Annotated in this window: 21 protein-coding genes and 3 pseudogenes; 12 read left to right on the top strand and 12 right to left on the bottom strand. The window is 72.6% G+C overall.

Going from position 1 to position 24384, the window contains the following annotated elements:
• Nucleotides 1-67 precede the first annotated feature (67 nt).
• The 5 genes from AB0399_RS26035 to AB0399_RS26055 all read right to left on the bottom strand — a co-directional run bounded on the left by AB0399_RS26035 (nt 68) and on the right by AB0399_RS26055 (nt 5964).
• Nucleotides 68-1618: a sugar ABC transporter ATP-binding protein gene (locus AB0399_RS26035; RefSeq protein WP_366412982.1), complete on the bottom strand. Its 1551-nt coding sequence runs from the start codon at nt 1616-1618 to the stop codon at nt 68-70.
• Nucleotides 1615-2616: an ABC transporter permease gene (locus AB0399_RS26040; protein WP_366412983.1), complete on the bottom strand. Its 1002-nt coding sequence runs from the start codon at nt 2614-2616 to the stop codon at nt 1615-1617. Before AB0399_RS26040 ends, AB0399_RS26035 begins: the two co-directional genes overlap by 4 nt.
• The gene (locus AB0399_RS26045; RefSeq protein WP_366412984.1) at nt 2613-3707 is read right to left on the bottom strand and encodes an ABC transporter permease; all 1095 of its coding nucleotides are present in this window, start codon (nt 3705-3707) and stop codon (nt 2613-2615) included. Before AB0399_RS26045 ends, AB0399_RS26040 begins: the two co-directional genes overlap by 4 nt.
• 2 nt (nt 3708-3709) lie before the next feature.
• Nucleotides 3710-4798 (bottom strand): mandelate racemase/muconate lactonizing enzyme family protein, encoded by a 1089-nt coding sequence (locus tag AB0399_RS26050; RefSeq protein ID WP_329361856.1) that lies wholly within the window; start codon nt 4796-4798, stop codon nt 3710-3712.
• Between the two features lie 110 nt (nt 4799-4908).
• Nucleotides 4909-5964 carry a substrate-binding domain-containing protein gene (locus AB0399_RS26055; RefSeq protein WP_366412985.1) on the bottom strand — a complete coding sequence of 352 codons (1056 nt, stop codon included), beginning with the start codon at nt 5962-5964 and terminating at the stop codon, nt 4909-4911.
• A 191-nt stretch (nt 5965-6155) separates the two neighbouring features.
• Between AB0399_RS26055 and AB0399_RS26060 the strand changes: the two genes are divergently transcribed.
• The 5 genes from AB0399_RS26060 to AB0399_RS26080 all read left to right on the top strand — a co-directional run bounded on the left by AB0399_RS26060 (nt 6156) and on the right by AB0399_RS26080 (nt 14431).
• Nucleotides 6156-6989, top strand: coding sequence for a FadR/GntR family transcriptional regulator (locus tag AB0399_RS26060; RefSeq protein ID WP_366412986.1), 834 nt, complete (start codon nt 6156-6158; stop codon nt 6987-6989).
• 278 nt (nt 6990-7267) lie between these two features.
• The gene (locus AB0399_RS26065; RefSeq protein WP_366412987.1) at nt 7268-10036 is read left to right on the top strand and encodes a glycoside hydrolase N-terminal domain-containing protein; all 2769 of its coding nucleotides are present in this window, start codon (nt 7268-7270) and stop codon (nt 10034-10036) included.
• Between the two features lie 301 nt (nt 10037-10337).
• A complete protein-coding gene (locus tag AB0399_RS26070; RefSeq protein WP_366412988.1) occupies nt 10338-11675 on the top strand; it encodes a hypothetical protein in 1338 nt (445 codons plus the stop codon).
• A gap of 50 nt (nt 11676-11725) precedes the next feature.
• Nucleotides 11726-13855, top strand: a complete 2130-nt coding sequence (locus AB0399_RS26075) for a tetratricopeptide repeat protein (protein WP_366412989.1) — start codon at nt 11726-11728, stop codon at nt 13853-13855.
• A gap of 3 nt (nt 13856-13858) precedes the next feature.
• Nucleotides 13859-14431, top strand: a complete 573-nt coding sequence (locus AB0399_RS26080; RefSeq protein WP_366412990.1) for a flavin reductase family protein — start codon at nt 13859-13861, stop codon at nt 14429-14431.
• Between the two features lie 125 nt (nt 14432-14556).
• On the opposite strand, the gene AB0399_RS26085 is transcribed toward AB0399_RS26080, so the two are convergent.
• Nucleotides 14557-15333, bottom strand: a complete 777-nt coding sequence (locus tag AB0399_RS26085) for an AfsR/SARP family transcriptional regulator (protein WP_329373624.1) — start codon at nt 15331-15333, stop codon at nt 14557-14559.
• Nucleotides 15334-16025: 692 nt separating this feature from the next.
• Nucleotides 16026-16748 (bottom strand): sulfite exporter TauE/SafE family protein, encoded by a 723-nt coding sequence (locus AB0399_RS26090; RefSeq protein WP_366412991.1) that lies wholly within the window; start codon nt 16746-16748, stop codon nt 16026-16028.
• Between the two features lie 221 nt (nt 16749-16969).
• Between AB0399_RS26090 and AB0399_RS26095 the strand changes: the two genes are divergently transcribed.
• On the top strand, nt 16970-17224 hold the full coding sequence (locus AB0399_RS26095; RefSeq protein WP_366412992.1) for a hypothetical protein: 255 nt from the start codon (nt 16970-16972) through the stop codon (nt 17222-17224).
• Nucleotides 17225-17342: 118 nt separating this feature from the next.
• Here the strand turns inward: AB0399_RS26095 and AB0399_RS26100 are convergent, their stop codons facing one another.
• On the bottom strand, nt 17343-17804 hold the full coding sequence (locus AB0399_RS26100; RefSeq protein ID WP_366412993.1) for a nitroreductase family deazaflavin-dependent oxidoreductase: 462 nt from the start codon (nt 17802-17804) through the stop codon (nt 17343-17345).
• A gap of 173 nt (nt 17805-17977) precedes the next feature.
• Here AB0399_RS26100 and AB0399_RS26105 point away from each other — a divergent pair, with 173 nt between their 5' ends.
• Nucleotides 17978-18655, top strand: coding sequence for a GntR family transcriptional regulator (locus AB0399_RS26105; RefSeq protein WP_366412994.1), 678 nt, complete (start codon nt 17978-17980; stop codon nt 18653-18655).
• Nucleotides 18656-18769: 114 nt separating this feature from the next.
• On the opposite strand, the pseudogene AB0399_RS26110 reads toward AB0399_RS26105, so the two are convergent.
• Nucleotides 18770-19036: pseudogene (locus AB0399_RS26110) on the bottom strand (FCD domain-containing protein); the annotation flags it as partial.
• A 55-nt stretch (nt 19037-19091) separates the two neighbouring features.
• Nucleotides 19092-19154, bottom strand: a pseudogene (locus AB0399_RS26115) (hypothetical protein); the annotation flags it as partial.
• Nucleotides 19155-19463: 309 nt separating this feature from the next.
• On the opposite strand from AB0399_RS26115, the gene AB0399_RS26120 reads away from it, so the two are divergent.
• From AB0399_RS26120 to AB0399_RS26135, 4 genes and pseudogenes are all read left to right on the top strand, one after another.
• Complete coding sequence (locus AB0399_RS26120; protein ID WP_329361837.1) at nt 19464-20489, top strand: amidohydrolase family protein; 1026 nt, start codon at nt 19464-19466, stop codon at nt 20487-20489.
• A 79-nt stretch (nt 20490-20568) separates the two neighbouring features.
• Nucleotides 20569-20752, top strand: a pseudogene (locus AB0399_RS26125) (4-carboxy-4-hydroxy-2-oxoadipate aldolase/oxaloacetate decarboxylase); the annotation flags it as partial.
• Between the two features lie 32 nt (nt 20753-20784).
• Complete coding sequence (locus tag AB0399_RS26130) at nt 20785-21219, top strand: amidohydrolase family protein (RefSeq protein WP_366412995.1); 435 nt, start codon at nt 20785-20787, stop codon at nt 21217-21219.
• Nucleotides 21212-22156, top strand: a complete 945-nt coding sequence (locus tag AB0399_RS26135) for a hypothetical protein (RefSeq protein ID WP_366412996.1) — start codon at nt 21212-21214, stop codon at nt 22154-22156. The genes AB0399_RS26130 and AB0399_RS26135 overlap by 8 nt, the downstream gene beginning before the upstream one ends.
• A gap of 180 nt (nt 22157-22336) precedes the next feature.
• On the opposite strand, the gene AB0399_RS26140 is transcribed toward AB0399_RS26135, so the two are convergent.
• Entirely contained in the window at nt 22337-22852 is a 516-nt protein-coding gene (locus tag AB0399_RS26140) for a putative immunity protein (protein WP_366412997.1), read from the bottom strand.
• Complete coding sequence (locus AB0399_RS26145; RefSeq protein ID WP_366412998.1) at nt 22849-23463, bottom strand: putative immunity protein; 615 nt, start codon at nt 23461-23463, stop codon at nt 22849-22851. The genes AB0399_RS26140 and AB0399_RS26145 overlap by 4 nt, the downstream gene beginning before the upstream one ends.
• A gap of 301 nt (nt 23464-23764) precedes the next feature.
• Here AB0399_RS26145 and AB0399_RS26150 point away from each other — a divergent pair, with 301 nt between their 5' ends.
• A complete protein-coding gene (locus AB0399_RS26150) occupies nt 23765-24184 on the top strand; it encodes a hypothetical protein (protein WP_366412999.1) in 420 nt (139 codons plus the stop codon).
• Nucleotides 24185-24384: the final 200 nt, after the last annotated feature.

The following is a 24384-nucleotide window of genomic DNA, read 5'->3' on the forward strand; positions in this document are numbered from 1 at the left end:
CGTGCCACCGGCCGGCGGCCGGCGCGTGCCGCCGGCCGGTGGGCGCCCGGCCGTGGGGCGCCCCTCCTCAGCCGCCGGCCCGGCCCTCCGGACCCGCGCCCGCCGGTTGCCGGTGCAGCAGCCGGCCCACGGCCTTGCTGACGCCGGCGTAGTGGTGGTCGTTCTCGATCTCGCCGGCCACCGTGTACTCCCGCATCACCATGATGCGGTCGGCGAGCGTCACCATCTCGGGCAGGTCGGACGAGATCAGCAGGATCGCCAGGCCGCCCGAGGCGAGTTCGACGATGAGCTCGTGGAACGCGGCCTTGGTGCGCACGTCGATGCCGACGGTGGGTTCGTCGATGATGAGGATGTCGCACTCGGCGGCGAGCCACTTGGCCAGGCTGAGTTTCTGCTGGTTGCCCCCGGACAGCTGGCCGGCGAGCTGGCCCGGCCCGGACACCCGCATGCCCAGCCGCTCCTGGTACGTCGCCAGGACCCGGCGCTCGTCGCGTTGGCGCACCATGCCGGCCCTGGCCAGCCGGTTCCAGACGGTCACGGCGACGTTCCGGGTGACCGGCTGCTGGAGGAAGACGCCCTCCTCCTTGCGGTTCTCGGTGACGTAGCCGATGCGGTGCCGGTGAAGTGCCTGCCGGACACCGCCGATCCGCACCTCGCGGCCGTGCACGCGCACGGCGCCGCCGGTGATCGCGTCCAAGCCCAGTACCGCGCGCGCCAGTTCGCTGCGGCCGGCACCCACCAGCCCGTACAGGCCGAGGATCTCGCCGGGGCGGACGGCCAGCGAGACATCGCGGTGCCCGGCGGCCGTGCTGACCTGGTCGAGTTCCAACGACGGTGCCGCGTCGGCGGGGACGGGCACGCGGTCGAGCCGGACCTCCGCGTGGGCCCGGCCCACCATCAGGTCGACGATCTGGGCGACGGAGTGGTCGGCGAGCGGTTCGGCCTCGGTGATGGTACGGCCGTCGCGCAGCACCGTGACGGTGTCGGCGACGGCGAACACCTCCTCCAGCTTGTGGCTGACCAGCACCACGGCACGCCCTTCGTCGCGCAGCCGGCGGACCACGGTGTACAGCCGGTCGGCCTCCTGCGAGGTGAGCGACGCGGTGGGTTCGTCCAGCAGCAGGACGCGGCTGTCGGTCGCCAGCGCCTTGGCGATCTCCACGAGTTGCATCTGGGCGACGGACAGCGAGGAGACGGGGCGGTCCACGTCGAGGTCGACGTCGAGTCGTGCCAGGCAGTCGCGGGCGAGCGTCCGCATGGCCGACCGGTCGACCAGCCCGCGGCGTCCGGGCAACGCCTGCAAGGCGACGTTCTCCGCGACGCCGAAGGCGGGAACGAGGTTGCGTTCCTGGTGGACGACCCCGATCCCGGCCTGCTGGGCGTCGTGCGGCCCGGAGAACCGCACCTCTCGCGCTCCGGTTCCCGCCGCGTCCTGGAGGAGCAGCCGGCCGTGGTCCGGTCGGACCACTCCGGTGAGGACCTTGATCAGGGTGCTCTTTCCCGCCCCGTTCTCGCCGAGCAGCGCGTGCACGGAGCCGGGTTCGAGGCGCAGCGTCGCGTGGTCGAGGGCCCGCACTCCGGGGAAGGTCTTGACCAGGCGTTCGGCGGTGAAGATCATCGGGCGCCGCCCGGCTTGCCGCGGCGCAACTGGGTGAGCAGGACGGCCCCGAGCACGACGGCTCCCACGATGAGGTCCACCCAGTCCGGATCGACGGAGTACTGGGCCTGCGCGACGTCGACGAGGCGGATCACCAGCGCGGCCAGGCAGGTCCCCAGGACGCTCACCACGCCGCCCGCCAGGGCGACGCCCCCGATGATCGGCGCCGCGAAACTGGGCAGCAGCAGGTCGTCGCCGATGGTCGCGTTCACCGATCCGGACAGGGCGACCACGATCACCCCGGCCACCCCGGCCAGCAGGCCGGACAGGAGGTGCGCGACCACCACCGACCGGTCGTTGGACACTCCCGACAGCCGCGCGGCGAGCGGATTGCCCCCGCTGGCCAGCAGTTTGCGGCCGAGCATCGCGTTCCGGAAGAAGAGGCCGACGAGGACGGCGACGAGCACGGCGGCCAGGAACACGGTGGGAACGCCGAGGAGCGAACGCTGGCCGAGGGACACCAGGCCGGGGGAGTACCCCTGGTAGGTCGCCGTGCCGTGGATGCCGTAGCGGAGCCCGTCGATGATGGTCATGGTCGCCAGCGTGACGATGAACCCGTTGATCCGGGTGAGGACCACCAGCAATCCGTTGACCAGGCCGATCGCGGCCCCGGTGAGGACTCCGCCCAGGACGGCGAGCCACGCGGGCAGCCCGGCGGCCGCCATCAGCCAGGCGCACACCATGGCGCACAGGCCGGTGAGGACTCCGCTGCTGAGGTTCATCTGGCCCACGCTCAGCACCGCCATCTGGGACAGTCCGATGACCATCGGCACCGCCAGGAACTGGAAGACGGCGGTGACGGTGTCCCCCGAGACGACCGCGCCGTGCGTGGTCGCGGCGAGCAGGGCGTATCCGGCCACGGCGAGGCAGGCCAGGGTGAACTCGGTGCTCCGGACAGCCTGTTGCCAGCGCCCGCGGGGACGCGGGCCGGCGCCCACGGTGGAGTGCGGGGTGGTCATGCGCTGCCTCCTCTGCGCTGGGCGATGACGTGCCGGACCCGGTCGAGTGACAGAGCGGCGAGCAGCACGAGACCGATGAGGATCTTGGACTTCTCGATCTGGAACTGCATGAGGTTCAGACCGGTCTGGATCACCTCGGTGAGGGCGGCCCCGAGGACGGTGCCGATGACGCTCACCGCGCCGCCGGCCAGCAGGGTGCCGCCGAGGACGGGGCCCAGGAAGGAGGGGAGCAGGAACTGGCCACCGATGTCCGCGGAGAACGCCCCGTTGGTGATGGCCAGCAGGAAAGCGGCGAGCGCCGCGAGCAGCCCGGACACGGCGTGCGCCTGGACGACCCTGCGGGCGGTGGGGATGCCCGACAGTTCGGCCGCTCGCGCGTTGGAGCCGGTCATCAGGATCTCCCGGCCCAGCCGGGAGTACCGGAAGAGCACGCCGACGGCGACGACGGCCAGGAGGGCGAGCGGGGCGATCAGCGGGACCGGCGGCCCGCAGACGTTGCCGGCGCAGTAGTCGCTGAACGTGTCGTTGCGCAGGCTGTCCATTCCGGCGGGGTGGACGTGGAACGCGACCCCGTCACCGACACTGCTGTACAGCAGGGAGACGAGCCCGATCAGCCCGAAGTCCAGGGCGAGCGTCACCACGAAGGAGTTGACGCCGGTGGCGTGGATCGTCCAGCCCGCGGCGGCGCCCACGGCCGTCCCGACGGCCATGCCGACGAGCAGGCCCACCGGCAGCGGCAACGACAGCTTGTCGTAGCACCAGCCCATGGCGAACGCCGAGATGGCGGCGATCCGGCCGATCGCCAGGTTCATGTGCCCCAGGGACAGGACGGACAGCTGGGCCAGGCCGACCACCACGAACACGCTCAGGTCGGCCTGCATGGGCACCAGCGTGAGATCGGTGTCGAGGAACTCCGGTCGCAGCGCGGTGAAGACCCCGACCAACGCGGCGATCACGACCAGGAGGCCGAGCCGCGGATTGGCCCAGTACGGCAGCGCCCGGGTGACCGGGGAGAGCGGGTCCGGTCCGGCGCCGTCCAGGTCGGACGCGGCGGCGGGCGAGGCGGCGGGGGGCGGTGAGGAGCGGCTCATCGTCAGGCCTTTCGCAGCGCGTCGATGGCGTCCCGGTCCCAGTCGATGCCCAGGCCGGGCGTCCGGGGAACGAGGGCGGCGCCGTCCTCGACGGCCAGCGGGCTGCTCGTGATCGCCGTCAGTTGCGGGATGTACTCCAGGTAGCGGCCGTTGGGGACCGCCGCCGCCAGGCTGACGTGCAACTCCATGAGGAAGTGCGGGCAGATGGCGACGTTGTGCGCCTCGGCGAGGTGCGCCACCTTCAGCCACGGGGTGATGCCCCCGATACGGGCGACGTCGGCCTGGACCACCCCGGCCGCCCCCCTGCGCAGATACTGGGCGAACTGGCCTATGGAGTACAGGGATTCGCCCACCGCCACCGGGATGGTGGTGGAGCGGGCCAGGTGGGCGTGGCCGTCGAGGTCGTCGGCGGGCAGCGGCTCCTCCAGCCACAGCAGGTTCACCGGTGCCAGGAGGGCCGCGCGGCGCACCGCTTCGGCGGCGGTCATCGACTGGTTGGCGTCGACCATCAGGTCGATGTCCGGGCCGACCGCGGACCGCACCGCCGTGAGCCGTTCCGCGTCCTCGACCGCGGACGGCTTGCCGATCTTGACCTTGATGCCGCGGCGGCCCTGCGCCACGGCCTTGCGCGCGCCGGCGACGAGTTCCTCCGTGGTCAGGTGGAGCCATCCGACCTCGGTGTCGTAGAGCGGGACGCGGTCGCGGGCACCGCCGGCCATGATCCACAGCGGCAGGCCGGTCTGCCGGCCCCGCAGGTCCCACAGCGCGGTGTCGACCGCGGCCAGGGCCAGCGAGGTGATCGCGCCCACCGCGGTGGCCCGGGTCGCCGCGAACAGGTCCTGCCAGATCGCGTCGATCCGGCGGGCGTCCTGCCCGTGCAGCCGGGGCAGCAGGTAGTCGCGGAGCAGCGCAAGGACCGCGGTGCCGCCGGTACCGATGGTGTACGAGTACCCGGTGCCGGCGGCGCCGTCTGCCGTGGAGATCTCCACGAAGATGGTCTCCTGCTTCAGGAACGACTGGACGGCGTCGTTGCGCTCGGCCTCGACGGGCAGGTCGACGAGGTAGGCCACGGCGCGGGTGATGCTGGACAAGGGCTCTCCTCGGCGCGGCCGGCCGGAGGTGCACCGGCCGCGCCTGCTCGGGGTGTGCGGGGCGTTCGGGGTCGTCTTCGCGGTCGTCGGAGCGTGCGGGGTGTTCGGGCTTACGGGCAGGACAGGTAGCTGCGGTCGAAGTCCTTCCTCAGCTGCGCCGTCTTCGTGGTGCGGGCGGCGTCGTAGCTGCCGACGTCGGCCGTCGTGACGACGAAGGACCCGGAGTCGATCACCACACCGGGCGTGCGCATGGTGCAGCCGCCGGCGAGCTTCATCAGGGCGTAGGAGCCGACATAGGCCTGGCCGACCGGGTTCTGCACCACGGACGCGGTGACCGAGCCGTCCTTGATGTCGGCCAGGATCGTGGGGTCGTCGTCGATCGCGACGACCTTGATCGGCAGGCCCGCCTTCTTCACGGCCGCCGCCGAGGCCACCGCGGGGTTGTAGGCGGTGTTGACGATGCCGTTGATCGCCGAGCCCTTGGCCGCCAGCAGGTCGGCGACGGCTTTCTGGGCGGTCTGCAGGTCGGTGTCGATGTCGGTGACGGTCTGCAGCAGCGTCACCTTCCCGCCGGTCTCGGCGACGGCCTTGGCCACGCCTGCCTCCCGGCGGGAGGTGTTGGAATCCGTCTTGTTCCCGGTGAGGTGGACGAGCCGGCCATGGCCGCCCATGGAGGTGATGGCCGCTTTGGTGGCCTTGTAGGCGGCCTGCTCGACGTCGGTGGACAGGCAGAAGTCCGCCGCGTCGGTGCTGCCGGCCGGGCACGAGCCGAGGGACGCCACGTGGAAGCCCTGCCGTTCGAGGTCCCCGAAGGTCGAGTTGATGTTGTCGGGCGACACGCCGAACACCCCGAAGGCGTTGTACCCGTGGGCGGCAAGCGACTTGAGCACCGAGTTCTGCGTGGTCTGGTCCCACGCGGACGTCTCGTTGAAGGTGACCTGGCCGAGCGAGAAGTCCTTCCTGGCCTGCTGGATGGTGCTCTTCCAGGGCTGGAAGTAAGGGTGCGGGCCGCCTGGGACCAGGGCGACGTTGACCTTGCCCGGCGACAGGCCGTGCCCGGCGCCGTCGCCGTTGTCCGCCTTCTTCGCACATCCGGTCAGGGCGACCGCGAGGGCGATCAGGCCGGCCGACGCGCTGAGGCATCGGCGAGTGAGGGGGGAGCGCATGACGTACCTCTCTGTAAGCCCGGAGGACGCGCGACGTACCGCGGACTCCTTGCTGCGGTGCGTGGGATCGCCGGCCCGTTGGCGGTGGGGGCGACCGAGAATGGCGCACAACATAATTCGTCATACGAATGCAGTCAAGGGAATGCGTCGACTATGCTCCACGGTCAGAACCCAGCGCGAGAACGGACGCCATGAGCCCTGTTCCACCCCCCGCGGCCGGCGGTACGGACGGCCCCGCACCCGCATCCGGCCCCGCGTCCGGCGGTACGGACGGCCCCGCAGACGAGCACGGCACCGTGCTGCGGCCATGGCCTCGCCGTCCCAAGCGGCTTGCCACCGCGGTCGTCGAGGACCTCATCGACCGCATCGTCGGCGGAGACCTGCCCGAGGGCGGCCCGCTGCCCATCGAGCCGGTGCTGTGCGAGCTGTTCGGCGTCAGCCGTACGGTGATCCGCGAGGCGGTGAAGTCACTGGAGGCGATGCGGCTGGTGACGGCGCAGCAAGGACAGGGCACCCGGATTCGCCGTTCCGACGAGTGGGACCTGCTCAATCCGGTGGTGCTCGCCGCCAGCGTGCGCCACGACGCGGAACTGGCGATCCTGGAGGACATGGTCGCGACGCGCCGCGCCCTGGAGGCCCAGATGGCCTCGCGGGCGGCCGCCCGCTCGGGGCCCGAGGACCTGCAACGCATCACCGCGGCCTTCGAGTTGCTGGTGGCCGAGGAGCACGATCCGGCCCGCTACCTGCGCGCGGACCTCGAGTTCCACGACGCGATCATGGTGGCGTCGGGCAACCGCCTCGGCCGGGCGGTGGTGCGCACGATCAACGCCGAGGCGTACCGGAGCCTGCGCTACATCGGGGACACCTCGGTCAAGGACTGCCAGGACTCCACCGCCGAACACCGGCTCATCCACGATCGGGTGCGGGCCGGGGACGCCGAGGGCGCCGCGCGGGCGATGGACGACCACATCCAGCGGTCCTGGCTGCACCGGCGGCCGCCTCGGCCGGAGCGGCCGGAGCGCTGACCTCGCGTCCTGAGTGACCGTCAGCCGGCCCCGCCCGGCCCGGCCCGTCGGGTGGGTGCCGGTGGTGGGCCCGTATCGCCGCGCGGTTGCCGCACGTTCGCCGTACCCTTCGCCGCACGTTCGCCACATCTTCGCCGCACGTCGAGGGCCGCGCGCCCGCCGCCGCGGTGAACCGGTGCGGTACGACCTCTTGCGCCGGCGGCCCGGCGAGGACATCCTCTGCATCGTATTTCGTCATACGAATGCTCAGCAGGACGTCCACCGGAAGGACCTGCCCCATGGCTGACATGTCCCGACGCAGCGCGCTGAAGGCCGGAGCGGCGGGAGCGGCACTCCTGTGGGGTGGCCGGCTGTTCACCGCCGCTCCCGCGACCGCCGCCACCCCGGCAACCTCCTCGCTCGTCACCCCCGATGCCGCGAGCCTCCTGCGGTACACGGCGCCGGCCACCGAAAGCGCGATACTCCAGCAGGGCCTCGCCGTCGGGAACGGCCGCATCGGCGCCCTGACCACCTGCGGGCCGGCGAGCGAGGCGCTCTACCTCAACGACGGGTCGTTCTGGAACGGCACCGCCAACGCCACGCTGCAGTCCGACGGCCAGTTCCCTTACGACAACACCGAGTTCGGCCACACCGGCCTCATGGGCAAGGTGTACGTCGCGGTTCCGGCGCACCAGTCCGCCACCGGCTACACCCGCCAACTCGACATGGCCAACGGCATCGTCTCCGCGAGCTACACCGTCGACGGTGTCACCTACCGCCGCGAGATCGTCGCCAGCGCGCCGGGCGAGGTCATCGCGGTCCGGCTGACCCAGTCCGGCGGCGGCACGTACACCGGAACGATCACGCTCGCCGGGCTGAACGCGGAGCAGCCGACGGCCGAGTCCGCGACGAACACCGCCGGTTTCGCCGCCGCGTCGGACAACGGACTGAAGTACGCCGTGGCGGCCTCGGCCACCGCTTCCGGGGGAACCGTCGGCGTCAGCGGCGGCACCGTCACCTTCACCGGGTGCAGCGACGTGCTGGTGGTCGTCACCGCGGGGACCGACTACTCGCCGACGGCGGCCGGGTACCAGGACACCTCGATCAACCCGGCGGCCGTCGCGGCGAGTCGCCTTGCCGCGGCCAAGAGCGCGGGAGCCGACCAGGTGCTCGCGGCGCACCTCGCCGACTACCAACCGCTGTACGGCGCCCAGAAGATCGACCTCGGCGCGTCCACGCCGGCGCAGCGGGGCATGGCCACCCCCGACCGGCTGGCCGCCCGCAGCGCCTCGGGTGCCGCGCCGGACCCCGAACTGGAAGCGTCCTACGTGCAGTTCGGCCGCTACCTGATGATCAGCGGATCGCGCCACGACCTGCCGATCAACCTGCAGGGCCTGTGGTTCGACGGCCCCAACCCGCCGTGGCAGGGCGACTACCACACCGACATCAACGTCCAGATGAACTACTGGCTCCCCGACCGGTGCGCCCTGCCCGCCTCGTTCGAGCCGTTCGCGGACTACTGCGTGTCGCAGCTTCCGGTGTGGACCGCCACGACGACGGCCGACTTCAACGACACGCGCAACCGCTACCGCAACACCAGCGGGAAGATCGCCGGTTGGGCGGTCGGCATCTCCACCAACATCAACGGCGGTTCGGGGTGGAACTGGCATCCGGCGGGCAACGCCTGGCTGTGCACCACCCTGTTCGACCACTACCAGTACACCCAGGACGCCGCCTATCTGGCGAAGATCTACCCCCTGCTGAAAGGGGCTTGCGAGTTCTGGCAGGCACGGCTGGTCACGATGGACGTCGGCGGGAGCCAGGTGCTCGTCGACGACTACGACTGGTCGCCGGAACACGGCCCGGACGGCACGGTTCGCGGCATCACCTACGCGCAGGAACTCGTCTGGCAGCTCTTCGAGGACTTCGGCGCTGCGGCCGCGGTCCTGCACCGCGACGCGTCCTTCGCCGGTGCGGTGGCCGACCTCCAGAGCAGGCTGTACCTCCCGGTGGTCAGCCCGACCACCGGCGACCTGGAGGAGTGGATGGACCCGGCCGACCTGGCCGACGATCCCCAGCACCGGCATCTGTCCCCCCTCATCGGGCTCTTCCCGGGCGATCGGATCGCGGTCGACTCCAGTCCGGCGGCCCTGCTCGCCGGCGCCAGGAGCCTGCTGACGCGTCGCGGCGACGGGTACTACGGCTGGGCCGAGGCCTGGCGGTCGGTCTGCTGGGCCCGGTTGAAGGACGCCGGCAAGGCGTACCAGTACTTCGCCAGCGTGATGAAGCTCAGCGTGAACAACAGCAACGGCACGGCGATCAACTTCTTCGACGTCTACACCGGGCTCTTCCAGATCGACGCCAACCTCGGCACGCCGGCGGCGGCGGTCGAGATGCTCGTGTACTCACGGCCCGGGGTGGTGGAGGTGCTTCCGGCCCTGCCCCCGGCCTGGGGCACGGGCTCCATCACCGGGGTGCGGGCCAGGGGCGGGCTGACCGTCGACCTCACCTGGTCCGGCGGGCAGGCCACGTCGGTCACGCTGCACGGCCCGGCGGGCGCCACGACGAGCCTGCGATTCGGTACCTGGACCCAGCACGTCACCATCCCGGCGAGCGGTGCGCTCACGGTCACCCCGGCGCGGCCCGCGACCGTCAGGCTGGTCAACCGCCTGACGGGCATGGATCTTGAGGTGCCCGGCGGCTCCCGGCAGCAGGGCGTCCTGCTCGACCAGTGGCCGGACGCGGCCGGGTCGTCGAACCAGCAGTGGCGGATCGTGGACCGGGGCGCGGGGAAGGTCGCCCTGCGGAACGTCAACTCCGGGCTGCTGGCCAACGTCGGCGGCGGTTCGACGGCCGACGGCGCGACCCTCATCCAGTGGCCGTCGGGCAACAGCACCAACGAGGAGTGGACCATCGACCCGGTCGGCGGCGGCTTCGTGACCCTCACCTCGGTGCGCAGCGGCAAGGTCATCGGCGTGGCGGACGCCGCCACCTCCCAAGGCGCGACGCTGACGCAGCAGACGAACACCGGTGGCTACCACCAGAACTGGACGCTCATCGCGGTGTAGACGGCCCCCGCGGTGCGGCACGGTTTGGCGGGAGTTTGGTGAGGTTCTGGAGGGCCCGCCGAAGGTGAGGAAGCACGTTCCGTTTCCCACTCCAGGAGGTCAGCGATGAAGAAGATCGTGATCCGCAAGGCCGGTCCCGTCCGTCTCACGACCGCGGGCTGCCACACCTACCCGACTGCCTGATCCAGGCCGAGGGTACGCCGCCGTCCAGCAGCCTGCTGCCGGGCGGCGGCGCGCGCCCCCCATCTGCCAGCGGGGCACATCGCCCCTGCGGACGGCCGCGGAGAAGCGAGGTCGAGCGGTGCCGGAACAGATCACCAGCAGTCAGGGCACGAGCAGTCAGGTCACCAGCAGTCAGGGCACGAGCGGTCAGGCGCCCGGCGGCCCGGCCGTCAGCAGCGAGGCCACCGGCGGTCAGGCCGTCGACAGCCAGGCCACCGGTCAGAGCACGCGGAAGCCGATCCTCTTCCACCCGCTGGTCTATCTCGAAGACGGCGACGGTGTGACGATCGGCCGGGCGGACATCGACTCGTACGCGATCTTCCCGCCGGACGGCGCCCAACTCGTGCGCTGGCTCGAAGGCGGCGCGACCGCCGACGAGGCCGCCCGCCGCTACCGCGACACCTACGGTGAGAGCGCGGACGTCGAGGACGTCCTGGCGGCGCTGGAGGAACTGGGCTTCACCAGGACCGTCGACGAGGAGCCCGCCGAGACGGCCCCGCTGCGGTGGCAGCGCCTGGGCCGGGCGACATTCTCGCCGTACGCCTGGTTCTGCTACGCGGCACTGGCGGTGACCGCCGTGGTGCTGATGGCGCGTTCGCCCAGCCTGGTGCCGCGCTCGCACGACCTCGTCTTCAGCTCGTACTACTCCCTGGTGAACCTGACGCTGCTGGTCGCGGTCACCCCGCTGATCGCGCTGCACGAGATCTTCCACGCGCTGGCCGGCCGCCGGCTCGCCATCCGCTCACGGCTGTCGATGTCCTACCGCTTCTACTTCCTGGTGGTCGAGACCGCCCTCGACGGGCTGGTGGCGGTGCCCCGGCGCAAGCGGTACCTGCCGATCCTCGCGGGCATGCTCGCCGATGTCCTGGTGCTGTGCGCGCTGGTGGTCCTCGCCGACGTCCTCGGTGGGACGGGCAGCCACCCGTCCCTGGCCGGCCGGGTCTGCCTGGGCGTGGCCTTCGCCACCTTCACCCGCCTGCTCTGGCAGTTCTTCTTCTACCTGCGCACCGACATCTACGTCCTGATCACCACCATGCTCGGCAACGTGGACCTGCACGGCGTCGCCCTGCGGACCCTGCGCAACCGGGTCAACCGCCTCCTCGGCCGGCGCGACAAGATCACCGACCTGAGCACGGCGCATCCGGTGGACCTCAAGGCCGCCCGCTGGTACGCGTGGCTCGTGCTGGCCGGCTACACCATCAGCCTCAGCACCACGCTCTTCGCGCTGCTGCCGGTCTTCGTGCACATGTGCGTGAACTCCGTGGAGCGCTTCACCTCGGGCGGGGCGAGCGCCCTGCGGCTGCTGGACTCGGTGGTCTTCCTGGTCCTGCTGCTCACGCAGACGCTGCTCCCGCTGTGGATCGCCCTCAGGGACCGCGCCCGCCGCCGATCCGAAGCCGTCCACGTCGTCGCCTGACGGCCGCACGCCCGGAGCACAGCTCACCTCGTCGCTCGAAAGGCAGGCTCATGAGTAGCCACTACTGGATACAGGCGCCGTTGCGCGCCGACCGTGACCGGCTGATCAGGGGTCTGTCGCTGCCGCCCCTGCTCGCGACGGTCAGCGCGCACCGCCACCTGCGCGGACCGTACACGGCCGTCGGGACCCTCCTGCGGGCGATCGCCCCGGAGGCGCTGCGGCGCGACCCGGAACTCGCGCGGCGGCACCGCATCGAACTCCAGGAGACGACACCCGAACTGGCCGGCCTGGTACCGGCGATCCACCGGCCCCTGGAGGCGAGCGCGACCGGGCCGGTCGCGGTCAGCCGGTACCCCGCGCGACTGCACTCGCTGCGCATCTCGCACGGCCTGGTCGACTTCCTCGAAAGCCACCTCGGCGGCCTCGGCGGGGCCCCGCAGACGCTGGTGGTGCACGATGTCGAACACGCCGACGCCACCGACCAGGAGTTCCTGGCCGTGCTGCTGCGACGGGTCCCCGCCCGGCTGCTGACCGTCGTGGTCGCCACCGGCCCCGACACACCGCCGTCGCGGCCGGGCCCGATCTCCGAGGACCTGCCCCGGGCCCTGCTCGCCCACACCGAGCGGATCACCGCGCCGGGCCGGGTGCCGGAGCCCGCCGCGGCCCGACCGGCCGCCGCCGCCCCCACGCCGGACGAACTCGCCCGCGCCTACGCCGAATCCGACGGCGTCGCGGACGACCCGGCGACGGTCGCGGCGTACGAAGCCCTGGACCCGGCAAGCCGCGCGGCGCTGCACGACGCCCGCGCCGCCGTACTGGCCCCCATGACCGAGGCCCAACCGTCCCTGCGGCTGGGCGCCTTGGCCTACCACCTGGAACGCGGCAGTGACCGCGGCACCGCCGGCGTCGAGGCGCTGCGCTGGGCGCAGACCCGCTGCAAGTACCTCGGTCTGTACGGGACTGCCGTGGAGTACGGCGAACGCGGGCTGCTGCTGGTGGAGGCGGCGCAACAGCCCGACGCCTGGTGGGAGTTCACCCGGGACACCGCGGTCTCGCTCGCGGCGGCGGGCCGGGCCGAGGAGTCCGCGGCGCTCCAGGACGCCGCCCGGCGCACCAGCATCGACCCGGCCGTGCACATGAAACTCGCCTACGAGACCGGCATGCTCTACGCCCGCCACTTCAGCCCGGACAAGCGCGATCCGGGACTGGCCAGGGCCTGGATCAACCAGGCGATCGCCATCGCCTCGGTGCTGGAGGACCCGCAGGAGCGTACGTTCTTCTCCGTCTTCAACCGCAACGGGCTCGCCCTCGTCGCCACCCGCACCGGCGGCACCGACGAGGCGCTGAAGCTGCTCGACGAGGGCATCGAGCGGCTGGACAGGGAACTCGGCCTTGGCGAGCGCAGCTGGCACCGGGTGGGGCTGCGCTACAACCGGGCCCAGGTCCACACGATGAGCGGCCGGCTGGAGGAGGCACTGGCGGACTACGCCATCGTGATGGCCATCGACGACGACTTCTCCGACCACTACTTCAACCGCGGCAACATCCTGCGCCGCCTGGGCCGCACCGAGGAGGCGCTCGCCGACTACGAGCACGCGCTGACGCTGGAACCGCCCTTCCCCGAGGCGCACTACAACTGCGGTGACGCCCGGCTGGAACTCGGGGACATCGAGGGCGCGCTCGCCGAGTTCGACCGCACCCTGGTGCTGGACCCCGGCAACGTGGACGCGCTGCTGAACCGGGCGGGGGTGCACGCCGAACTCGGCGACCCGCAGGCCGCGCTGCGCGATGTCGCGGCGGGCCTCGACGTGGACCCCGGCAACGCCCATCTGCTCACGCTCAAGGGCCGGTTGCTGGCCGAGCAGGGCGAATCGGGACCCGCGCTCGACGCGCTCGGCGCGGCTCTGGAGAGCGCCCCCGACCTCGCCGAGGCGTGGGCGGTCAGGGCCGAGATCGCCTTCGGCGCGGGCGATCTGGACCGGGCGACGGCCGACTTCGACCGGGCGGTCGGAATCGGCGGCGGCGCCGCCATCCGCTACAACCGGGGCCTGGTGCACGAGGCGGCGGGCCGGTTCGCCGACGCCGTGAGCGACTTCGCGGCGGTGCTGGCGGAGACCGACGACGAGGAAGCCCGGGTCCACCACGCCTCGTGCCTGCGCGCCGAGCGGGCCGGGGTGTAGGCGGTGCCGCCGGGAGGGGACGCGGCGCTGACCGCGGTCTTCACCGAGAGCATGGCCCGGCTCGCGTCCGCGGTGGCCGTGGTCACCGTACGGCAGGCCGACGGCGCGCCGTGCGGGCTGCTGGTCTCCTCGGTCTGCTCCTACAGCGTGGCGCCGCCCTCCGTGCTGGTCGCCGTCGCCGAGTCCGCCCGCGCCTGCCCGGCGCTGGCGGTCGTCGGCGCGGCCTTCGGCGTCCATCTGCTGAGCGCCGCGGACCGCGCGACGGCCGAGCTCTTCGCCCGCCGGGGAGCGGACAAGTTCGCCCACACGCGGTGGAGTTGGGACGGGCCGGTGCCGCGTCTCGCGGACGTGCCGTCGTATCTGCGGTGTGTGTCCACCGCGGTCCTCCACCACGGCGACCACGCCGTGGTGGTCGGCGAGGTGGTGCGCTGCGTGCCGGCCCCGGCGGAGGACGATCCCCTGGTCCACTACCGGCGGCGGTTCGGGTGGCGGCTGGCGGCGCCGGAGGACCAGGGGTGCGCCGCGAGGGCGGGGGAGGTCGCGGGGGAGCGGGACCAGGTGGCGGCGCCACGGTGACCGGGTCCCCGTCGTCGCGGATGTCTCCGTCCTCGTCCGCGTCTTCGTCGCCGCTGGCGCGCGGAGGCCCGCCCTTGCCCGGAGTTCCGCCCTCGCCCGGGTCCTCGTCCCCGTGCCGCGGTCCGTCAGCGGCAGTGCAGATGCCCGGTCCCGTAGGGCTCGCGTGCTTCCAGGGCGACGAGTTGGGCCGCTCTGAGCCCGGGGCCGGGTTCGATGCCGAGTTCCGCGATCATCATGCCGCGCACCCGGGCGTAGACCGTGAGCGCCTCGGCGCGGCGGCCGACCCGGCACAGCGCCCGGATCAACTGCTCGTGCAGCGACTCCCGCAGCGGATGGGCGGCGCACAACTCGTGCAGCTCACCGATGACATCGCTGATCTCGTGGCTCCTGCCCCGGCACAGCACCACGTCGATGCTGTCGCCGAGCGCCGAGAGGCGTTCCTCCTCCAACCGCACCGCGTAGGAGCCGAGTCGGCCGGAGTGCTCCAGGTCGGCGAACGGGTGCCCGCGCCAGAGTGCCAGCGCCTGGCGGAGCGCCTCGCCCGCCTGCCGACATCGTCCTTCGGCCAGGTGGCGGCGGCCGGCCGCGGTGAGGGTGCGGAACCGGTCGAGGTCGAGTTCGCCCGGTGCCACCCGCATCCGGTAGCCGTTCGCCTCGGTGCGCAGCACCGGATGGTGCCGCGGGTCGCGGTGCGCGGCACCATGCTCGGGGTCCAGGGCGCGGCGCAGTCCGGAGACGTACATCTGCAGGGTCGCGGCGGCGGCCTGCGGCGGGCGCGACCCCCACAGCCCCTCGATCAGCCGGTGGGTCGGGACGGGAGCGTTGGCGGACAGCAGCAACAGGGCCAGCAGGGCCCGCTGTTTGAGCGCGCTGGGGGTGCGGGGCAGGCCGTTCCGGAGCATCGTCACCGGTCCCAGCACGAAATAGCGTGGGCCTTCCGCTCTCGCTGCGGGGAGGATTCCGGGTGACGCTGGAGTGAGCTGACTGACCACGGCGGTCTCCGAATTCTACGAACCGGTCTGATCGTTGCGGCAGAGCTGATCCGATCGATATGCGCGCGCGGACGACGTGCGGAGAACATCCCTAGGCGAGGGCGGGAACCGAGGGGGCGACTTCTCGCCGATAAGGCGGGCCGGAGTTCATGTCACGGCCGTGGGAGCCAATAGCCCGGGAAATCCGCCCCGCGGGCGCGGCCGGCGGGTGAAGGGCGGGCCGACGCAGCACGTGCGAGGCGGTGCGGTGCCACGGAGGAACGCACGGCGCGCACGGAACGATGTGCCGGCCACAGTGCCCTCCCTCGAAAGAGACGTTCCCCGTGTGAGCTGATGTGGATGGAACTCTTCCACATGCCAGCCATCGCACAAAGCTGGATTCAAGACAAAAGAAGATTTGCGCCATTCCTGATATTCGATCTTGGCGGAGCGCCAACTCCCCTCGTGGGCAGCCCATTTCGTGGCCCGGAAAATCCTCGGCGGCAATGGTCGGAGGTTCCGGATGCGCTGTCCGCTGTCTCGAAATACGGCAATCCGAGCGCCGGGCCGGTGGCCGCCGGGCCGGCCGTCGAACGCCGGCTCGACCCGCGCGGGGGGCTCGTTCACCGCAGCGCGAGCAGCATTCCCACCGAGCCGACGACGAGCACCGCGTCGACGAGAAGCTCGAAGGTGCGTACGCGAAGCCGCCGCACGACCCACTTGCCGCACATGGCGCCGGTGAGCAGGGCCACCCCGATGACGAGGCCGTGGGCGACGACGGGCGGCGCGAGGACGCCGGCGGTGTCGAACGTCGCGAGCTTGCCCGTGTAGAGCAGCACCGCGCTCGCCGCCTCGGAACCCAGGAACGCGCCACCGGTCATCCCGTATCCGGTGAACACCGGCACGCTGAGCGGCCCGGTGGACAGGACCAGCCCGGTGAGGAAACCGACGAACGCCCCCGCGAGCGCCATGTGCCACAGCCGGACACGGACGCGTGAGCGCCGGATCAGGCGACGGATCGGGATCATCGCCAGGAAGAACCCGGCCAGTAAGACATCGACGGCGGCCGGGGGGATCGTCAGCAGGGTGTGGGCGCCGAGCGCCGCGCCGGGCACGCCGGTCAGCGCGTACGCGAGCACCGGCCGCCAGCGGATCTCGCGCCACCAGGCGATCACCCGCCCGAGGTTGCCGAACACCGAGGCGATCGCCATCACCGGTACGGCGACCCGCGGCCCGTACAGCACGACGAGCACCGGCAGGAGGACCAGCGAGGAGCCGGTGCCGACGACGCCACCGAGCACACCGGCGGCGAGGGCGAGGCACGAGAGAAGGGACAGCGCGAGCATGCGGAAGGACCGTTTCTGTCCCGTCGCGGGCGCGAGCGGAACCGATCCTCCAGGCTTTTGTCCTTTGAGATGACCGCGCCCCGATCGGCGGTGCGCGGTGGCGCCGCTCGGACCAGCCGTGCCACCCGGCACCGGAACCCTAGGCGCTGTCGGGCACGATGCTAGCGCCATGACGGGAAAGGTGCACCGGTTCGCGGCGCCCGGCACGGCAGCTCGCTGCGTTGGCAGTGTACGGCGGCCAGGGACCCAGCTCGAAGACCGACGGCACGGTGAACCTCAACGTGGTGTCCGGCCACCTGAACAGCAACCCCAGCTGGTTCGAGTGCAGGATCGACAACGGCCCGTGGAACGGCGGCGGCCCGCACCCCAACCGCTGGCTGTACACGGAGTCCGACGACGGCGGCTGGGGATGGGTCGCCGACACGGACATCTCCGACGAGACCAACCCGGTGCTGGGATGCGGCGAGTTCGCGTAGCCGACCCCGGCGGCTGTTCCGGTGTTCCGGTGTTCCCGTGTTCTGCTGTTCCGGGCGAGCGGGTCGCCCGGCACTGCACGGCGCGGCTCCGCGCCACCCGGTCGCGGACCGGTCCCGGTCAGGCCGACGTCTCCGGTGACCTGGTCAGGAGGAAGACGCGGATCGCGCGGTCGGGGGCCCGCGTGGCGTAGGCGTCGTACGCGGGCCAGTACGCCGCGACCTTCTCCCACGCGCTCCGGCGCTCCTCGCCGGTGAGCAGCCGCGCGGTCACCGCCGTCGTACGGCCGCGGGCGGTCACCTCCGCCCGCGGCTGGGCGAGCAGGTTCGCGGACCATCCCGGGTGGCGGTCGCCGCCCCAGTTGGAGCCGACCACGACGAGGCCGCCGCCGTGGCGGACGTACAGCACGGGGACCTGCCGGGGCTGCCCGCTGTGCCGGCCGGTCGTCGTCAGCAGCAGGGTGGACAGACCCGCCGCCGCTCCCACTCCGACCCGGCCACGGCTCAGGGCCAGCAGAACGCGGTCGGCGGGGGCCAGGAAGCGACCCAGGGCCGCCCAGGCCCGCGTGGCGCCCGGCTTCATGAGCAGCTTCCGTATCTTCGGCACAGCGGAGGCTAACACGCGTCCGCGCGGCCCGAGTGCCGGTACGGGAACCGTGTGCGCCGGCCGGCCGGCTTCGGCGCGCCACGGGAGAGGCCGGAGATATATTCCAGGCGGAGAACAGGAGAACAGCAGCACTCAGCGAGGCGGTCGCAGTGGCGCAGGACCGGAAGTCGGGGCGGGCGGGGCGGAGCGCGGTGCAGCAGGGCATCCGCGAGGCGCTCGCGGCCGGAGACATGGTGCCCGGCCAGCGGCTGGTGGAGCAGGAGTTGTCGGACGGGTTCGGCGTCACCCGCAGTTCGGTCCGCGAGGCTCTCCAGGAGCTGGCCGCCGAGGGGCTGGTGGAGCTGGTGCCGAACCGGGGCGCGCGGGTGCGCGTGGTGTCGGTCGAGGACGCCGTGCTGATCACGGAGTGCCGCGCGGCGCTCGAAGTCCTGTGCGCGCGGCGGGCGGCCGTCCACGCGACGGCCGAGGACCGCACGGCGCTCCTCGACGTCGGGGAGCGCATGCGCGCGGCCGTCGCCGAAGGAGATCTGGACACCTACTCCGCCCTCAACCGCCGCCTGCACGAGCGCGTGGCCGCCGCGAGCGGTCAGTCGGTGGCCGAGTCGCTGCTCGACCGGCTCAGCGCCCAGATGGTGCGTCACCAGTTCCGCCTCGCCGCCCGCGCCGGCCGCCCCGCCAGGTCGCTGCCCCAGCATCTGGCGATCATCGACGCGGTCGTGGCCGGGGACCCGGACGCCGCGCAGGAGGCGACGCGGGCGCATCTCGACAGCGTGCTGGAGGAGTTGCGAGCGACCGCTGACGGTGCTGCCTCGTCCGTCGTCGGCTGAGACGGAGCTGAAACGGAGCTGAGGCGGGGGCCGGGGCGGGGGCGCGCGTGGGGTGGGCCGCATCGCGAGGCGGAACCGGAAGCGCGCCATCTGCGGGTGGGGCCGCTCCAGTTGGTGCTGGGCGACGGCCCGGCCGGGGGACTCGATGACGAGGTCGTGCGGGCTGCGGTTGAGCGTGGAGTAGGTCGCTAAGGCCCCTTCGGCGACCGCCGTACGCAGGCGCTCGCCGACCTCGACCATCGCGGCGCGCTGCTCCTCGTTCGCGGTCCCGGCCGCTGTCCGCGCGCACAGGCGCTCCAGCGCGGAGGTACCCGGTGATCTGGAGGGCCTCCTCGACCGAGACCACCCTGACCCGGGCGCCCCGGTTCGGCACTGGCCCACCGGCCCACCGGCCCACCAGGTCGTCGGAGGCGAGGCCGAGCAGCGCCTCGCGCACGGAGCTGCGGGTCGCCCCCGGCCGGTCGGCCGGGTCCTGCTCCACCAGCCTTTGCCCCGGCATGAGTTCGCCGACCCACAGGGCGCGCCGGATCTGGGCGCCGACGTGGTGCCGCGCGGCCGCCTTCTTCCTTCGCGTGCTGGTCACCTGTCGCCGCTTCCTCTCTCATGGGTCCCGCTCTCATGGGCCCGCGCGGCCCGCGGCTCGCAGGCCGCCGGCCCCAGGTCGACTCCCGTGCATCACCCAGCCGGTTGCCGACTTTACCGTTGGCAATATTGTCAGCAATATGATGGACGACTAGCATGCGGAGCGCGACACGACAGACGAACGCCCGCCCCCAGCAGCCCTCACGACCAGCGAGGAGAGGCCGCGTTGATCATCGACTGCCACGGCCACTACACGACCGCTCCCGTCGCACTGGGCGAGTGGCGCGAGCGCCAGATCCGGGCCCTGGCCGGCTCCGGTGAGCCGCCGCGGCCCTCCGACCTTCGGATCGGCGACGACGAGATCCGCGCGACCATCGAGGCCAACCAGCTGCGGCGAATGGACGAGCGCGGCATCGACCTGACGGTCTTCTCCCCGCGTGCCTCGTTCATGGCCCACCACATCGGCGACTTCGCCGTGTCGGAGGCATGGGCGCGGTGCTGCAACGACCTGTGCGCGCGTGTCGCCGAGCTGTTCCCCGACCGCTTCGCGCCCGCCGCGATGCTGCCGCAGTCACCCGGGGCCGCCCCGGCCGGCTGCGTCCCCGAACTCGTCCGCGCGGTCGAGGAGTTGGGCGCCGTCGCGGTCAACCTCAACCCCGACCCCTCCGGCGGCCACTGGACGGCGCCGCCGCTGACCGACCGCTCCTGGTACCCGCTCTACGAGAAGATCGTCGAACTCGACGTACCGGTGATGGTGCACGTGAGCACCAGCGACAACCCCGCGTTCCACACCACCGGCGCGCACTACCTCAACGCCGGCACCACCGCCGTCATGCAGCTGATCCAGGGCGACCTGTTCGCCGACTTCCCCACGCTGCGGCTGGTCATCCCGCACGGCGGCGGCGCGGTCCCGTACCACTGGGGCCGCTTCCGCGGCCTGGCCCAGGCGCTCGGCAGGCCGGAACCGGCCGAACACCTCCTGGGCAACGTCCACTTCGACACCTGCGTCTACCACCAGCCGGGCATCGACCTGCTGTTGAAGGTGATTCCGCACGCCAACGTCCTCTTCGCCTCGGAGATGATCGGCGCGGTCCGCGGCATCGACCCGGACACCGGGCACCACTTCGACGACACCCGCCGCTACGTCGAGCGGGCGGGCCTGTCTGCCGCGGACCTCGCGGCGATCACCGAGGGCAACGCCCGACTCGTCTATCCCCGGCTCGACGCGCGCCTGCGCGCGGCAGGACGTTGAGCCGCGCCCCGGCCCGACGGCACGTCAGGCCGGCCCGTGACAGAAATGCGTCACCGAACCACGGGAGAAAGGAAGAAGCATGCGAGAACTCGGCGTCGTCCACACGTCGATCGATCGAGCGAGCCGATCCCGGGGCCGTGGCGCGGCTGTCCGCACCGGGCGTGGCGACCGTGCACGAGGCGATGGGCCGGCACGGCCTGACGCACCCCTCCCTCCGCCCGATCCACCCCGGCGCCCGCCTGTGCGGCACCGCACTGACGGTGCCGAGGCACAACACATCCCGATCCGCCGGCAGATGACCGTCGAGGGAATTCCCGCGCTGCGCCGCGCATGTGAACGCCTCCCGCGCACCCGCGCGCCGCTCGACCACCGCGCGCGCCCCGACCTGTCCGACGGCGCGCCGTACCGGCGGTCCAGGGCGCTGTCCGAACTCGCCGGGTTCGCCGGCTTGCCTCTGAAACCGACCCGCCGGGCGAGCGGCGCCGCCCGGCACGACGCCTCCACGGTGCCGGACTTCCTGGCCGCGCTGCTGTCCGCAGCCGGCTCCGCGCATCTGATGTGGGGTTCCGGCTTCCCCGCAGCGGAGGGCGAGCCGGCCGGTCCGCCCGGCCCGGCTCGTGAGTCGCCGGTGAGTCTGCCGGCCGCGGACGCCGAGGCCGTCTTCGGCGGCACCGCCGAGCGCTTCTCCTGGGGCGCGCGGACGAGGACGAAGGAGAACGGCGATGCGTGAGTTCCGGCTGCGTACCGCGCTGGGCGCCCACCCCATCGGCGACCTGCTGCGCGCGGGCACGTTCACCGATCCTGCCGTCGGCCTGGACTTCGTCCAAGTGGCGCCGATCCACCGGGCGTTCGCGCCGATGGTGCGCGAGCAGGCGTACGACGTCAGCGAACTGGCCGTCGTCACCGCACTGCAGGCGATCGCCCACGGCCACCCGATCGCGGTGCTGCCCGTCGTGGTGGCCGCGCGGTTCCAGCGCGGATGCCTGATCGCGCACCGCTCGCGGCCGATCACCGACCCGACCGGGCTGCGCGGCCGCCGGATCGGCGTGCGCTCCTACACCCAGACCACCGGGATGTGGGTGCGCGGCCACCTCGCCGAGGACTTCGGGCTGGCCGCCGGGGAGTCGCACTGGGTCACCCAGGACGAGGCGCACGTCCCTGAGTACGACGACCCGCGGTTCGTGGAGCGCACGCTGTCCGGCAGCCTCGTCGAGGCACTGCGCTCCGGCGAGGTCGACGCGGCGGTCCTCGGCAACGACCTTCCCGGCGGGGAGGAGTTCGTCCCCGTGATCGACCGGGCCGCCGAGCGGGACCGGGCGTGGTGCGCCGCCCACGGGTACGCCCCGGTCAACCACCTCGTGGCCGTCTCGACGGCGACCCTGGAGCGCGAGCCGGCGGCCGTGCGCGGCGCGTACGCGCTGCTGTGCCGGGCGGAGGAGGCCGCCGCGGGTCAGGCCGTCGCCGGGCAGGCCGCGGCCGGGCAGGCGCCGGCTCACCCGGCCGACGAGCCACGGCTCACGATGTCGGGCCTGGAACGGCTGAGCCGCCCGATCGAGGAGATCGCCGCCGCCTGCCTCGCCCAGGGACTGCTGCCCCGCCCGCTCGGCGCCGACGAGGTCTTCGAGCCGTTCCGCCGCCTGCTGGGCGCCCCACCGGCCGGGACCTGACCCGGCCACGTCCGCCGAGGTGGCGGCGCGTCCTCCCCGACCCGAGCGGCTCCGCGTCGACCGTGTGCGCCCACCACCGGACGGCGGCACCCACCACCGGACGGCGGCACCCGACAACTGGACGGCGGTGCCCGGTGATCCCCGCCGGGCCGGCCAGGGGAGGCCGTCCACGGTCCGGCTTCAGCAGTCGAACACCCACCAGCAGATGTCGTTGCGCAGCCGCTGGTCATCGAGGACGAGCTCGCGGATCGCCTCCGGGAGCCGGGCGCGCTGCCACCGGCACTCGACTCGTCCCGCGGCCTCGCTCTCGCCTTCCGGTGCCGCCGCACGTGCGGCCTTGATCGCGTAGGCGGCCGCGCCGAGCTCGTGCGCGGCGACGTGGGCGACCACCCCGGCCTGGCCGGCGGCGTACGCGGCGTGCCGGGGCGCCCCACGCAGATCCCTGGCCGTCCCCATCGCGTGCCCGCCCGCCGCGCGGGCGCGCATCATCCCGACCTCGCCACGTACCCAGGCCCGGGCGTGCTCGATCGCCTGGCGCGGTCGCGGGTCGTCGGGCCGGGCCGACTCGAAGAGGCCGAGGACGTGCTCCGCGCAGGCGGCGGCCCACAGCGCGAGGAGGCGGTGATCCGCGTCGGTGAGCGTCCCACCACGGCGGATCGTCACGAAGCGGGGGTCGCGGGCCTTCGGGAGGATCACGACGTGCCCTCCCCCCTGTCCGCATCGGCGCCGCTCGCTTCGACGGGCCCTGGTGGCCGGTCAACCGCCTGGCGCAGGGAACGGTCCAGAGCGCCCATCAGCCGGGCGACGCGACTGCTGCCGCCCGGCGCGGGCGGGTAGCGGCACAGCACATCGATGAGCATCGGTGTCGCAAGCCGCCGCGACCGTTCCAGCAGGGCGTCTCCGATCGCGGGATCACCACCCGCCGCCACCTCCCCGATCCGCGCGGCGCTCGCGCCGGCCCGCAGGATGTGGCCGACCTGGCCGGCCTGGGCGATGGGGTGCAGGTACGCGGCCGATGCGGCGTCACCGGCGGATCGCGCGGCCAGGCGCGCGGCTTCGGAGGGCGCGGACCGGGCGGCCCGATGAGCGTCGATGGAGGCGACGCGCTGCAGTTTCGTCCGGCCGGCACCGTTGATGAACACCCAGGCCGCCTCGATCGCCGCACGGGGGCGCGGATCATCGGGAACGGCCTGCTCGAAGACCGGCAGGACGCCCTCCGCGTGCCGCACCACGTAACGCGCCACGACGCGCAGTTCGTCCATCGTCAGATCGAAGTCCCCGGACACGGTGTGCGTGCTCTGCGCCATGGCCCCGAATCGTAACCCTGAACGCACCGGCGCCACGGTTCCGTCGACCGGCTCCCTTCCGGTCAGGCGGCCCACGGCCGGGAGCGGCGGAAGGAGATCCGGTGCTCCGAGGCGGGGCCGCTGGTGGCCGGCGGTGGGGCGGTTCGGGCACTCACCCCATGACCCGGCTGTTACGAGACGGTGACGAGGCGTCCACAACGCAATCGTGCGATCGGCCGTCTTATCCGGTGAGACCACACCAACGGCACTTATCACGCCTTTGGTTGATACCGCGAAGTTTCACAAGGGAACGGACAGACTCATGGTCATCACCAAGCGGAACTCCCTGCGCGTCGCCGCCCTCGGAGTCCTCACCGCGGCCTCCCTCGCCGTGGCCGGCACCGCGATGGCGGCCACCCCGGCCGCGCACGCCGCGCCCCCGGCCGCCGCGCAGTCGGCGGCGCCTGCCAAGGCCGCCATCACCGCCACGCCGTCGGTCACCTCGGTCGCCGCCTGGAAGCAGTTCCGGGTCACGGGCAAGACCACCGGTCTGAAGGCCGGCAGCAAGGTGACGCTCCAGCAGAAGCAGCACGGCAAGTGGGTCTCCCTGCCCGCCTCCGCGCCCATCACCCGCAGCGGCTCCTACTCCCTGGGCGTCGAACTCGGCCTGAAGGGCAAGAACGACCTGCGCATCGTCAGCGGCAGCACGGCCTCCCCGGTGTTCCACGTCACCGTCCGCTAGAAAGCCCGCGCCGGGGACGCCCGCGGCGGTCGAGAAGGGCACCCCGGACCGGGTTCCCGACCCACCGGGCACCCGATTACGCGCCGGGCCCGGCGGCACTTGAGGTGCCGACGCCAGTCCCCGGCCACAGGCCGGTCAGTGGCCGGTCGCGCAGTTCCCCGCGCCCCTGGATTTCCGCGGCTTTTCCGCGAAAAGAGTGT

The organism is Streptomyces sp. NPDC088194 (assembly GCF_040702025.1).
Lineage (GTDB): Bacteria > Actinomycetota > Actinomycetes > Streptomycetales > Streptomycetaceae > Actinacidiphila.